12 protein-coding genes are annotated in these 13,430 nt (G+C 63.1%); 10 read left to right on the top strand and 2 right to left on the bottom strand.

From position 1 onward, the window contains the following. The first annotated feature begins 226 nt into the window (after window positions 1-226). From CXQ97_RS04845 to CXQ97_RS04800, 10 genes are all read left to right on the top strand, one after another. Window positions 227-946 carry an ATP-binding cassette domain-containing protein gene (locus CXQ97_RS04845; RefSeq protein ID WP_219815378.1) on the top strand — a complete coding sequence of 240 codons (720 nt, stop codon included), beginning with the start codon at window positions 227-229 and terminating at the stop codon, window positions 944-946. A gap of 87 nt (window positions 947-1,033) precedes the next feature. Further along, complete coding sequence (locus CXQ97_RS04840; RefSeq protein ID WP_181034975.1) at window positions 1,034-2,128, top strand: substrate-binding domain-containing protein; 1,095 nt, start codon at window positions 1,034-1,036, stop codon at window positions 2,126-2,128. A gap of 72 nt (window positions 2,129-2,200) precedes the next feature. Beyond that, entirely contained in the window at window positions 2,201-3,217 is a 1,017-nt protein-coding gene (locus tag CXQ97_RS04835; protein WP_104179692.1) for an ABC transporter permease, read from the top strand. Then, window positions 3,214-4,215, top strand: a complete 1,002-nt coding sequence (locus tag CXQ97_RS04830; protein WP_104179691.1) for an ABC transporter permease — start codon at window positions 3,214-3,216, stop codon at window positions 4,213-4,215. The genes CXQ97_RS04835 and CXQ97_RS04830 overlap by 4 nt, the downstream gene beginning before the upstream one ends. Further along, window positions 4,212-5,165: an aldo/keto reductase gene (locus CXQ97_RS04825; RefSeq protein WP_104179690.1), complete on the top strand. Its 954-nt coding sequence runs from the start codon at window positions 4,212-4,214 to the stop codon at window positions 5,163-5,165. The genes CXQ97_RS04830 and CXQ97_RS04825 overlap by 4 nt, the downstream gene beginning before the upstream one ends. Continuing rightward, complete coding sequence (locus CXQ97_RS04820) at window positions 5,158-5,928, top strand: ThuA domain-containing protein (protein ID WP_104179689.1); 771 nt, start codon at window positions 5,158-5,160, stop codon at window positions 5,926-5,928. Before CXQ97_RS04825 ends, CXQ97_RS04820 begins: the two co-directional genes overlap by 8 nt. Beyond that, entirely contained in the window at window positions 5,925-6,446 is a 522-nt protein-coding gene (locus CXQ97_RS04815) for a hypothetical protein (RefSeq protein WP_104179688.1), read from the top strand. The genes CXQ97_RS04820 and CXQ97_RS04815 overlap by 4 nt, the downstream gene beginning before the upstream one ends. Further along, the gene (locus CXQ97_RS04810; RefSeq protein ID WP_104179687.1) at window positions 6,439-7,440 is read left to right on the top strand and encodes a LacI family DNA-binding transcriptional regulator; all 1,002 of its coding nucleotides are present in this window, start codon (window positions 6,439-6,441) and stop codon (window positions 7,438-7,440) included. Before CXQ97_RS04815 ends, CXQ97_RS04810 begins: the two co-directional genes overlap by 8 nt. A gap of 97 nt (window positions 7,441-7,537) precedes the next feature. Beyond that, the gene (locus tag CXQ97_RS04805; RefSeq protein WP_104179864.1) at window positions 7,538-9,685 is read left to right on the top strand and encodes a beta-galactosidase; all 2,148 of its coding nucleotides are present in this window, start codon (window positions 7,538-7,540) and stop codon (window positions 9,683-9,685) included. A gap of 24 nt (window positions 9,686-9,709) precedes the next feature. Next, window positions 9,710-10,678, top strand: coding sequence for an aldo/keto reductase (locus tag CXQ97_RS04800; RefSeq protein ID WP_104179686.1), 969 nt, complete (start codon window positions 9,710-9,712; stop codon window positions 10,676-10,678). 45 nt (window positions 10,679-10,723) lie between these two features. On the opposite strand, the gene CXQ97_RS04795 is transcribed toward CXQ97_RS04800, so the two are convergent. Together CXQ97_RS04795 and CXQ97_RS04790 are read right to left on the bottom strand one after the other, a co-directional pair. Beyond that, complete coding sequence (locus tag CXQ97_RS04795) at window positions 10,724-11,833, bottom strand: Gfo/Idh/MocA family protein (protein ID WP_258062269.1); 1,110 nt, start codon at window positions 11,831-11,833, stop codon at window positions 10,724-10,726. A 96-nt stretch (window positions 11,834-11,929) separates the two neighbouring features. Beyond that, window positions 11,930-13,201: a multidrug effflux MFS transporter gene (locus tag CXQ97_RS04790; protein ID WP_181034974.1), complete on the bottom strand. Its 1,272-nt coding sequence runs from the start codon at window positions 13,199-13,201 to the stop codon at window positions 11,930-11,932. Between the last annotated feature and the right edge of the window lie 229 nt (window positions 13,202-13,430).

Below are 13,430 nucleotides of genomic sequence, written 5' to 3'. Positions count from 1 at the left end.
ACTTCAGCGTCACATTCGGCGTCCAGCGAAGATGCTGAGCGACAGCTCTTGACCACCGTCTCACAGTATGTAATTGTCATCTAAATCGTTTTAGATAAAACGTTTCAGATCGACGAAGAGGTCGTCCACCATGCACGATTCAACTGCTGCTGCTCAGGACATCGTCCTTCAGGCACGAAATATTGAACGCCGCTACGGTGCCGTTGTAGCCCTCTCGGCCGCTTCCATGGAGCTCCGCCGGGGCGAAGTGATGGGACTTGTAGGAGACAACGGAGCCGGTAAGTCCACTTTCCTGAAAATCCTGTCCGGAGCTGTCACACCTGATGCGGGATCCATGGAAGTGTCAGGGCGGCCGGTGTCCTTCCGCCGCCCATCGGATGCGCTCGAAGCAGGCATCGAGACCGTCTACCAGGACCTCGCCCTGGTAGACACGATGTCGGCCGTGCAGAACGTCTACCTCGGGCGGGAGGAGCTGTCTTCCAACCGGCTCCTTAGGGCTCTGAACGTTGTCAATGACAAGGGAATGCGGACACGCTCCCGCGAGGTCCTGAAGGACTTGGGAGTTGGCATCCAATCCGTCAACGTCTCGGTCCGTGGCATGTCCGGCGGGCAACGCCAGTGCCTGGCGATCGCCCGAGCGCTGATCTGGGGACGTCAGATCGTCATCCTCGACGAACCCACCGCAGCGCTCGGAGTCCGGGAATCGGCGCAGGTCCTCGAGCTCATCGGCCGGCTCCGCGACCGCGGTGTCAGCGTCATCCTCGTCAGCCACAACATGCAGCAACTTGTCCAAGTCGCGGACCGGGTGACCGTCATGCGCCTGGGCAGAACTATCGCTACGCGTGACGTCGCCGACATCACCCCCGAGAAGATCGTAGGCCTCATCACCGGGGCAATCCCCGCCGACGTCCCAACACCCGAGGACACGTCCACTGTCGTCGTTTGAAGGCCCTCACCTGCCCCGCTACCGCAGAACAGCATGACCTCTTTCAGTTTCACCATCACAGGAACATCACCCCAGGAGAACACTGCAATGACGCAACTCACCACCCGCTCACGCCTGGTCCGCGCAGCCTTTGTCGGTCTAGCCGCGACCAGTCTCACCCTTACCGGATGCAGCACCGTGGATCCCGCAGCGGGAGGCTCCGATTCAGGGGCAACCGATGACGGAACCTTCACCCTCGGATTCGCGGTCGGAGGCCAGCCGGACGCCGATTGGCAGGAACTCCAGGGCGACGTCGCCAAAGGCCTCGCAGACCAACGTGGCTGGGACTTCGTCGAACTCTCCAACGACAACAGCGAAGCAACAGCCACGACCAACGCTGACCTCTTCATCCAAAAGGGTGTCGATATGGTCATGATGTTCAACGGCCAGCCCTCGGCGAACCCTGTGATCGCCAAAAAGTACGAAGACGCGAGTATCCCGGTCGTGACCTTTGATATCGCCCAGCCCGGCTGGTACTTCGTCGGCGTCGACAACGCCTCAGCCGGAACTGAGGGAGGAACCAAGCTCGCCGAACTGGCACAGGAGAAGTGGGACTGCGACGTCGATCTGGTCATTTCCGCTGAGGGCACTGCAGCCGGCCAAATCAACGAGTGGCGCACCGGCAACGCGCGTACCGCCATTCAGGAAACCTGCCCAGACATCCCCGAGGACAACTACGTCTCCTACGAGGCAGACGGCAACCTCACCACCTCCCTCGCCAACGCACCCGGTGTCTTCGCAGCCCACCCCGACGCCGAGAATATCCTCGTCGTGGGCCTCAACGACCAAGCTGTCGTCGGCGCCCTTCAGGCAGCGACCCAGCTCGGCAGGGACGGCTCAATCATGGGCTGGGGCCAGGACGGCGGCCTGATCACCGGAGACAACGTCGACCCCAACCTCGCCGGAAGCGTCATGTACTTCCTCGAGGGCTACCCGGCCTCCGCCTTCGAAATCGCCGACCAGATTGCCGAAGGCAACGCCCCAGAGGTCAAGGACACAGGCGACAACGCCGCCGTAAGCGTCAAGCCCTGCCCCGTGACTCAGGAACAGGCCGCGTCCATCCCCAACATCGATGAGCGCGTCTCCGAACTCGCCTCCGCCGCCAAGGGAACCACCGAACACGACCTGTTCTGCGACTTCTAGATCGACCTTCAAATCACCTGATACCCGCCCGACTATGACAGCGACCGGATCGGTCAGAGACGACACCACACCATGACCACATCTCACCTCACCCCGACCGATCCGGTCGCCACCAAGCCGGACAAGCCCCACATTTCGATCACGGACGGGCGCACCTTCACCTCGTTCCGCGACGCAATCAGCATCACCGGCGTATGGGTTCTGCTCCTGGCAGCCACACTCATAGCCCGCCCCGACTTTCTCTCGAACCAGACCCTGCTCGCCGTCACCTTCACCATGTCCATCTCTGGGGTCCTCGCCGTCGCCCAAGCCCTGATCGTCATCAGCGGAGGCCTCCTTGACCTGAGTCTGCCCGTATCCCTGACCCTGAGCGCCTGGGCCACGGTCAGCGCACTGAACGCCGGACTGCCAACAGTTCTCGCAATCCTCGCCGGCTTGGGGGCCGGTGCCTGCTGGGGGCTGCTCAACGGTGCCATCGTCGTCTTCGGGAAACTGAACCCGATCATCGTGACCCTCGCAACCGGATTCGGCGGACTGGCGATTATGCTGATCCTCTTCAAATCCGCGCAGATCCCGTCGACATCCGCATTGCGGGCGTACGGCCTCGGACGCTTTCTCGGCCTGCCCAACATCTTCTGGCCCATGGTGATCACGATCATCCTCTTCGGTCTCGCCCTGACCTACACCCGCTGGGGGCGCCGCCTCATCGCCATCGGAGGCAACGCCCGCGCCGCCAAAGCACGCGGTTTGAACCTCCGCCGGATACGCCTGGCGACGTTCACCGGATCCGGAGCCGTCGCCGGCCTCGCAGGAGTGCTCTTCTCGGCCGTCAATCCAAGCTTCACGCCAGCCTCAGGGACCGGGTTCCAACTCATCGTCATCGGAGCCGTCATCCTCGCCGGCATCAGCCTGTCCGGTGGAAAAGGAAACCTGCTCGTACTGCTGCTCAGTGTCGGATTCCTCGCAACCATCCCGACCTCTATCGCGTTCTTCGGTCTCCCCCCGGCCTGGTCACTCGTCTTCCAGGGTGCACTGCTCATCATCGCCGTCGGTATCGACGGTGCCCGACTGAAGAGGACAAGCCGATGACCACCCTCGCTTCCCCGCTCTTCGAAGACCGCCCCCAGTCCTTCCGACACAGAACGCTCCACTCCTTCAACGGACCCGTCGGAAGCATCACCGCCACCCTCGCAGTCACTCTGCTCGTCGGATTGCTATGGGTCGGACCCGAATTCTTCGCCCCCTCGAATATCCAGATCGTCGGCGTGAGCGTCGCCATCCCGCTCATCGTCGCCGTTCTGGCGTCGTTCGCGCTGCTGGCAGGCGTCGTAGACCTCTCCATCGGCTCGATGGTTGGATTCGGGGCGGTCATCTTCAATCAGCTCGTTGCCACGGGCCTGAACCCGTGGCTGGTCGCCGCCATCACCATCGGCGTGGGCGTCGTGGTTGGACTGACCAACGCCTTCGTCATCGTCTATTTCGGCGCCGAACCTCTCGCAGTCACCCTCGGCATGCTCACCCTGCTACGCGGACTCAGCCAGGCGATCGTCGTCAGCGCCCCGCCCACGACCCTCATCGACCCGCTCTACAACGTCACGCAGGGCGCACTCCTTGGATTCCCCACTCTCCTGCTCATCGGCATAGGCATCACCCTCGTCGCCGCCGGCTTCATCGGCAAAACCAGGGTCGGCCGCAAGGTACAGGCTGTCGGTGGTGACCACCGAGCCGCAGCCCGCGCCGGAATCTCGGTGACGAAGGTGCGCGTCATCGCCCTGGTCATCAGCGCCGTAGGAGCGTCCATCGGCGGGATCCTGTACGTGGGACAACTCGGTTCAGCCTCGAACATCCTCGGCACCGGACTCGAGTTCCAGATCTACGCAGCCCTCATGATCGGTGGGTACTCCATCACCCGCGGCGGTGTCGGCAATCCGCTCGGGGGCCTGCTCGGCCTGCTGGTTGTCGCTGGCATCACCAATATCCTCAACATCCAGTTCTTTGACCCCGACTACCTCGACCTGATCGTGGCACTCATCCTGCTCGCCGCCGTACTGGTCGACCGCTTCCGCGGAGGAGACGAATTCGAATGACCCAGCACACCCTCGAATCAGCACCCCTAGGACGTACGGGCCTGCACATCTCCCGTCTTTGCGTCGGAACGGCAGCATGGGGGGTGTCTTCTCCCGTGCACGAGCTCACCGTCAGCGAGGCCGACGCTGTAGCAACAGCCGGCCGGGCCTTCGCCGGACCCGTGACCGTCCTGGACACCTCGAACAACTATGGCGATGGGGAAAGCGAGCGTCGGGTCGGGGCCGCCATCCGGCAGTACGGGCTACCTGACGGCTTCGTCATCCAGACAAAGCTGGATCGCGACCCGACAACGGACACCTTCGACGCGAAGCGGATGCGTGCCTCGCTCGAGGAGAGCCTTGAACGCCTCGGATTGGACCGCGTGCCCATCCTGTACCTCCATGACCCGGAACACATCGGTTTCGACGCGGCTATGGCCCCCGACGGGCCTGTCGAAGCGCTGCAGCGCTTCCGCAACGAGGGCTATGCCGATCACATCGGAATTTCCGGGGGCCCGGCGTCCATGCTTCAGCGATTCGTCGAAACCGGGCACTTCGATGCGCTGGTCACGCACAACCGATTCACCCTGGTGGACCGCACCGCGAACCGCCTCCTCGACGCCGCCGCTAACGCCGGTGTCGGTGTCATGAACGCTGCTGTCTACGGAGGCGGATTGCTCGCCAACTGGCCGCGTTCGACCAACCGGTACCACTACGCCGAAGCCAAACCAGAGATCCTGGCAGCTGTTGACGCGATGGGTGCTGCTTGTGACAGGCACGGCGTACCACTGCGGGCAGCCGCCCTTCAGTTCTCCACCCATGATCCCCGCATCTCGTCGACAATCTGCGGAGTCGTCTCCCCTGAACAGGTCGATCAAGCAGTCCTGAACATGAACCTCGATATCCCTGACGCGCTGTGGGACGAAATCGACGCTATCTGCCCGGACCCCCGCACGTGGATCAATGACTGATCACGTCGGGAACACCACCATCACCGCCGTCACCGACGTCGACTCCGCCGCCCATACTTCCGCGGGTAGCCCGAGGATCGTGCTGCTCGTTGGAGCAGGAGCCCATAGTGATCCCTGGCATGCCCTCACCGCGACAAGTCAGCGGATAGCGGAGCTCCTGTATGACCATGGCTTTACCAATGTCCGGGCTGTAAGCACAGACGAGCACGGCGACTTCCTCAAAGCCATGGAGGGCGCGGATGTTCTGATCACCAATGCCAGTAGCGACCTGTCCGAGGCATCACCTGACTCCACTGCCCTCGTGGACGTCATCACGTCCCACTGGCACCGGGGAGGGGGTGTCCTGGCATCGCACTCGTCCACTCTTGCCTTCCGGGACGACCCACGCTGGGCTGCACTACTTGGCGGACGATGGGTCCCAGGGACCACCATGCACCCCCAGATAGGAACCTCCCTTATTCAGGCGGCCCCGCACGCGCACAACCCATTGACCTTCGACGACTTCACCGTCTACGACGAGCGATACACCCACCTTGAGACATCGACGCAGGCGCAAATCCTGGCAATCCACACGGAAGACGGCATGACGCATCCGCTGATTTGGGCCAACAACGCGCACAAGAACTACGGGCGGGTCGCGTACGACGCCCTCGGCCACGGAGTCGAGTCCTACGACTCCCCCGCCCACCAGCAGGTATTCCTGTCCCTCGTACGATGGGTCGCCGGCACGAGCATCACTGCCGGGCAGAAAGCACCAGCATGACCGTCGCGCGCGACACGCAAAACACCCTGATGCGTCACGGGTCACTAGGCATCGACCCGGTGTTCTACGAAATCATCTGGCTCGGACGAAACCACACGCGAGTACTGTCGGCCTTCCCCGACACTCATCTGGCTACTCGTCCTACCTGGCGCGTCATCGCAGGCTATTTGATGCTGTCGAGCCCCTCTCTTGGCTCCGGGCAGGAAACCCTCGGGATCTTCAGTCACGGTCGCCCCGTAGGTCAGCTCACCGACACCGCGGACGGCGCGATCTCCCTCCGCTTCGACAGTCCCCCGCACCTCGAGGGGCAAGTGCTGCACTCAACTGCGGGTATCGCCGTCATCACCGACCCGGACACCACTATCTCTATAGGAAGGGATGAGCATGAAGTCCTGCTGACCTCGCCCACTCCACACCAGATGGGTTTCACGTTCGTGCATGGACCGGCCGCAGGTAAAGTCGAGAACCGCATCAGGCTCCTACACAGCCTCAGACGTCTGAAGGGGGACCATGGGTGAGATCGGCATCAAGGACGTGGCGGCCAGGGCAGGTGTGTCCGTCAGTACCGTCTCCAATGCGCTGAACAGGCCCGAACTCGTGTCGAGTGCTGCCGCGCATCGGGTCGCCGAGGCCATCACCCATCTCGGCTACGTGCCCAATACTGCAGCACGGCAGCTCAGAGCCGGACGTAGCAACGCGATCGGTATGGCTGTCCTGAACATCACCAACCCGTTCTTCGCCGATGTGGTGCTCGGTGCCGAGGAGGAAGCCGAGCGGGCCGGATACTCGATCATCGTCGGTAACAGCTACGACTCCGAAGAACGGGAGTCACGGCACCTCGACCTGTTCGAACGCCAAAGAATGGACGGCATCCTCATCGCACCGGTCCGCACCCCGACAGCGATGCTGGAACGCTTCCGACAGCGCGAGGTACCCGTCGTCCTCGTCGACCGTGCCGATAAGGAAGGGATTTTCCCCTCCGTCTCGCTCGACGACGTCACCGGCGGCACCATGGCCACCGAGCACCTCCTCCAAGGAGGAAGCCGCCACATCGCGTTCATCGGAGGCCCGCTCACCGTCGACCAGATGCGCGAACGCTTCGAAGGATGCCGCTCCACCGTCGAAGCCGCCGGCGCCCGGTTCACCTTCATCGAGACCACCACCCTCAACCCGCAGCTCGGCCGCGATATCGGCGACCGCATCGCAACCCTCCCGCCAGCTGAGCGGCCCGACGGGATCTTCGCTGCCAATGACCACGTTGCCCTCGGCGTCCTGCAAAGCCTTATCCGCCACGGCGTCTCAGTCCCCGGTGAGATAGCCATCATCGGCTACGACGACATCGACTTCGCCGCCGCCGCCGTCGTCCCCCTCACGTCGATCCGGCAGCCGGCCATCGAGATGGGCGCCCACGCCGCACGACTACTCCTGCAGGAACTCAAAGCCGTGCCCCCGTCCAACGTTCAGACCCGATTCGAACCACTCCTCGTGCCGCGCCAATCAACCCGGCACTGACATCCCCTGAGACCGACGATGAGGCGCTGACGGTTCCAGGACTCATTGCGCTGCCTTGCCGACTCATCCCAACCCGCCGACATCATGGAGGATGCCCGTGTACTACGGAGCCGACTACTACCCCGAACAATGGACGCCCGAAACCTGGGACGAGGACATACGGCTTATGGGAGAAGCCGGAGTCAACCTCGTCACGGTCGGTGTCTTCGCCTGGGCCCGCATCCAGCCCGATGAAGACTCCTTTGACTGGGAGTGGCTCGATGACATCCTGGGACGGCTACACGAAGCAGGCATTTCCGTGGACCTTGCTACCGCCACAGCATCACCACCGCCCTGGGCCTCCACGCGATACCCGCAACTTCTTCCTCAGAATGCAGACGGAACGACCTACTGGCCGGGCAGCCGCCAGGCCTACGCACCCAGTTCACCGGACTACCGACGCCTCGCGGCCAGGCTCGTCACCGAACTGGCTGCCCGCTATGCCCACCACCCGGCTGTCGTCATGTGGCACGTCAACAACGAATACGCCTGCCACCTCCACTACGACTATTCCGACAACGCCGCGACCGGGTTCCGCCACTGGCTCAGCAACCGCTACGGCACCATCGACGCACTGAACGCCGCGTGGGGCACCCTCTTCTGGTCCCAGCGCTACAGCAGCTTCGACGAAATCCTGCCTCCACGCCAAGCGCCCTACAGCCACAATCCGTGCCAGGCGCTGGACTTCAAGCGCTTCACCTCCGACGCGCTGCTCGAGCTCTTCATCATGGAACGGGACATCATCAGGGCCTCCGGGGCGCAACAACCGGTCACCACCAACTTCATGGGCGCCTTCCCGCCCCTGGACTACTGGACATGGGCCAAGGAGCTCGACTTCATCTCCGACGACAACTACCCCGACCCCAACGACCCCCACTCCTTCCGCACCGCGGCGTTCACCCGCGACCTCATACGATCCCTCAAACCAGGACGACCCTGGGTGCTCATGGAACAATCCACCAACGAGGTCAACTGGCGTCCGAGCAACGCACCCAAAGCCCCCGGACAGATGGCTGCACTATCCATGCAAGCTATAGGCCACGGCGCAGACGGCATCATGTTCTTTCAATGGCGGCAGTCCCAGCGTGGCAGCGAAAAGTTCCACTCCGCGATGCTTCCCCAGGCAGGGACGACCACCCGCACCTGGCAGGAAGTCACAGACCTCGGGCAGACCCTGGCCGACGTGACCGATCTACCCAGCGGTGAAGACTCCAGCAGAGCAAAGGTCGCTCTCGTCTTCGACTGGGAGAACTGGTGGGCGCTGCAGAACCCCGACCACCCCGCCGAACTCGACTACCTGAACCTGGTGCAACGCTGGTACGCCGCCCTCCACCGCCACCACCTGTCGATCGACCTGGCCCCCCCGACCGGAGACCTGACCGGTTACCAGGTCGTGATCGCACCCAACCTCTACCTCCTCACCGATGACGGGGCCAGAAACCTCACACGGTTCGTCAACGGCGGTGGTCACCTCCTCGTCACCGCCTTCAGCGATATCGTCGACGAACACGACGCGTTCCGCAGCGGAGGGTTCCAAGTCGGTCTGCGGGACATCGTGGGCGTCGCAGTGCACGAATTCGGGGCTCTTATTCAGCCCAGCGCCACCCCGGCCGGCCCCACTTCCGCCGGCGAAACAACCCAGACTGATTACTCAGCGTTGTATGAACCAGGTGAGGACCACGCCTTTTTCGACACACCCGTCGGAATCCTTACCGGCCAGTACTTCGCCGAGGTACTGGACATCCTCAACCCAGCGGTCACCGTCCTCGCACCCTTCACAACAGGCCGCGCCTCCGGCAGTCCGGCCCTCACCGCCCTCCGCGCGAACATCGCCCGGGACAGCGGCAACCAGACCAGCGAACACGAGGAACAGCGGGAACAGGGTGGTGTTGGCTACTATCTTGCGACCATCCCGGACGACCACGGGATGCTGCAGCTCACACGATGGCTCACGAGCCAGGCCGGTATCGCGGCCGAACTGCCCGATTCGGGCTCAGCGGACCTCGAGTACGTCGAAGTAGCCCGTCGTGGTGACGTCCTGACTCTCATCAACCACGGCCCCGAGAGCGTCACTGTCCGCCTGCCCGAGGCAGTGTCCGGAAACCAATCGTCGCCTTCCCTTGTGGAGCTCGCTCCTTACGGGTGGGCGCTGGTCGGTGCTGCCGGTCCACTCCACCTCTCTGAACCTCTTCAGCACCTTCCCTGACCGATCCTCACGAAAGAACCTGATATGGATTACACACGCCTCGGCTCCGCCGGTGCCGTTGTCAGCAGAATCGCCCTCGGCACGATGAATTTCGGCCCTGTCATCGGACGGGAGGAGTCCTACAGCATCCTGGACCTCGCCGTGGAGAACGGTATCAATTTCATCGATAGTGCCGACGTGTACGGCGGCCACCCCTGGGGGGATCAGCCCGGCCAATCCGAGGAGCTCCTCGGTGAGTGGATGCAGGCCCGCAGCAACAGGGACTCCCTCGTCATCGCAACAAAGGCCTATGGGCCCATGGGGCAGGGCCCGAACGACCGGGGACTGTCCGCCCTGCACATCCGCGCCGCCGTCGACGCTTCCCTGCGGCGCCTGCAGACCGACCGCATCGACCTCTTCCAGATGCATCACATCGACCGGGCCGTTCCCGTTGATGAGGTCCTCGATGCCTTCACGACACTGCAGGCGCAGGGCAAGATCATCTACCTCGGCTCATCAAACTTCGCCGGCTGGAATATCGCCCAATACCGTGAGCACGCCTCGACGCGGAACCAGCTGCCCATCGTCACCGAACAGTCGGTATACAACCTGGCCCAACGGCTCCTCGAACTCGAAGTCGTCCCCGCCGCCCAGGAATACGGGATGGGAGTCCTCCCCTGGTCCCCCCTGGCCAGCGGCCAACTCGGCGGGGTGCTCCGCAAAACCGATCGGTCCCGGTCACAGGACCTCCACCGGCTCGGAGAACGCCGGACCCAGATCGAGAAATACGAACGCTTCGCCGAGGAGCTCGGCGTCGATCCGGCCGTCCTCGCGATCTCGTGGCTGCTACACCAGCCCGTCGTCACCGCGCCGATCATCGGGCCCCGCACGGCCGGGCAACTCACCAGCGCCCTCAAGGCTCTGGATCTGACGATCACTGCCGAGCAGCTCCAGGCCCTGGACGAGATCTGGCCCGGACCTGGCGGCCAGGCCCCCGAGGCCTATGCCTGGTAGCACCACCTACATAGAGCGACGCTAGGGAAGATCTGCGGGGCCTCCCTACCGTGACCAGACCTGCGGCCGGGAGCGGACAGGCTCACCGGTAGCCGCCGCTTCAAGCATCAGCAGGGACAGGTAGTGGTCCTGGCTTGCTTCAGCCAAGCTGTACAGGTCAGGACCACCCTGAATATGCTCAGCCATCCGCACGAGGCATTCAGCGATCGCCAGTTCGTCATCACTCAACCGCGCGGGCATGAAGTCATTGGTGAACACCCACTCGGTCCCGGCCACGATCCCCCGCAGGAAAAAGCCCTCGAGGTTGCCGCCCTCCCCCGCTGCCACTCGACGCAGGGACGTCGACGCCGGTGTGCCGCAATCGGCGAGGTATCGGACGTCGAGATCGTTGATCTCTCCCCGGTCTCCCCTGACGAGCAATCGGTTCGCCCTGATCCAGGAAAAGTACTGTTCGGCTGCGAAGTCGTAGACGCCCAGGCGGTCGCCGTAGTCGAACCGGGCAGAGACTTGTTGCGCGGTAATGACGACTTCCTGCTGCGGATCCCCATGCCGGCTCGGCCCCTGTACCAGCGGTGACTCGAACGTCGAGGCGGTGATGGTGACGTCATCGAAGCCCACGCCCAGGCCGCGGCGCATGATACTCACCCCGTGATAGTCATGGCATTGAGCAACCAGCACCTGACTGATCCGGCCCAGACACCCGGACACGGCGATCTGCAGCTGTGCACGTAGCAGCGGGGACAGATGGTACTGCTCCGCCACCTGAATGATGGCCCCCCGACGCACCAGTTCGTACAGGCCTGTGAGTGCCTCAAGGTCCGGTCCCGGTGGTGTCTCCGTCAGTACCGGAACGCGAAGTTCGGCAAGGCGCTGAATGACCTCCGGAGCGACATCCCGCGGTACGGAGACGACAACAAAGGACGGAGACGTAGCCGCCACGAGGTCATCGATCGAGGCGAAAGGCTGCACGCCCCACCTGTCTTCGATATGGCGCCCCGTGTCCTCGCTCCTCGTCACGAGGCCAGTCACGGTGAAGCGGTCAGGCAGTTCCCGCGCCACACGAAGGAAGAACTCGCTCCTCCAACCGCTTCCAACGATGCCGAAGCGGATAGGACCGCCTGCGGTGCTCCTACGTCCAATCACTAATGAGTTCAAGGGACCTCTCCTTTCAGGGAACCGCTTCCGGCCAGCCTGAGCAGGCTCCTACCGTCTCTGTTTCTAGGTCTGTACTTCATGGACACTGCGGCACTGTCATGACCGGTTGATAGTGGCTGGTGGAGCGTGCACCGGGCGTTGACCACCGTCGGGATGAGCCCCCGGTCTTTTCGCTGCCTCGCCTGCCTTCCGTGTTCCGATGAGCAGGAGGGCGCCGGCGATCAGCACGCAGGTCGCCATGACGACGGCGGTAGGCAGGGGCGACGACAACCCAAACGCACCCGAGACAGGTGCGATTAGAGCTGATCCTGTCATGTTTGCCGCTCCAAGGAGCGAGGCTGCCGTACCAGCACGCAACCCATGATGTTCCAGGGCGGTCGCTTGAATCGCCGGGCTGACCAACCCGAACGAGGTAGTGAACGCCATGATGGGAACGGTCAAACCCCACACCCCGAGCCCGGGCGCAAGACCGACACTCAAGACCAGGATCCCCAGTGCTGTCACCAACGCGAAAGCCCCAACGCGGATTACGAGCACCGGTGAAGAGCGTTGAGCTATCACGCCGCCGATCTGCGCGCCCACCACCATCAGGGCGCCCTGCGCCCCGAACATGAGTCCGTACTCCGCTGGGCTCAACCCGAAAACGTCCTGCAGCAGGAATGCACTGCCCGCCATATAGGACATCATCGCGGCGAACAGGAATCCTCCCGCCACGGCCAGGGAACGGAATTGTCCATCAGACAGGAGGCTGCGGTAGTCATCGCGCAAGCGCAGGCTCTTGCGAAGCTGGCGTCGCTCAACGGTATGCGTCTCGTTTCGCAGCAAGATCACTCCGGCAACGCACAGCAGCACCACCCCGTACCCAAGAAGGACCCAAAAAATTCCTCGCCAACCCACCACTTGTAGCAGCTGAGCCCCCAAAGCAGGTGACAGAACGACGAAGACACCCGAAGCAATGGAGAGTCGGGCAAGGAACACCATCAATTGCTTGCCCGTGTACAGGTCACGAACGATAGCAATCGCCAAAACCGCGCAGGCAGCGGATCCCATCCCCTGGAACGCACGGCTGGTGATCAACCACTCGATGGACGGTGCCACAGCGCAGGACGCCGTCGCCACGCAGTAGAGAACGATCATCACAGCCAGTGGCCGTGCGCGCCCCACCGCATCGGACACAGGACCTGACGCCAACTGCCCGATACCCATCCCAACGAAGGCGGCAGTCAATGTCAGTTGAACGCCTGCCTCGCCCGTTCCGAGGTCTCGGCGAATAACGGTAAACGAAGGAAGGTAGAGATCCATCGTCAAGGGCCAGATCACCTGCAACATGACAAGCGCACAGACCAGCATCCCGGCTCGCTTGGGCACGCCCCTACGGGTACCTTCGTCCCGCACTCCTGGCTGGGTGCTTGAATCCGGCATGAAGCCTCCTCGGGATAGCGCTTTCCGGCTAGTCTTCCCTATTTCAGGGCGCGGAAGAAGCCCTGAAATCACTGAGAGCAGCTGGAGGGCCCACAAAGGAGGTCGTGCATGAGAAGGCAGCGATTTGTAGAACGCCCGCCCATGACTGCTGCTCATGAGTCCAACTGCCGCGCCT

This window comes from Arthrobacter sp. B0490, from assembly GCF_002929355.1.
Lineage (GTDB): Bacteria > Actinomycetota > Actinomycetes > Actinomycetales > Micrococcaceae > Arthrobacter_D.
The sequence above is the reverse complement of the archived record's forward strand: the minus strand, read 5'-3'. Positions and strand labels throughout refer to the sequence as shown.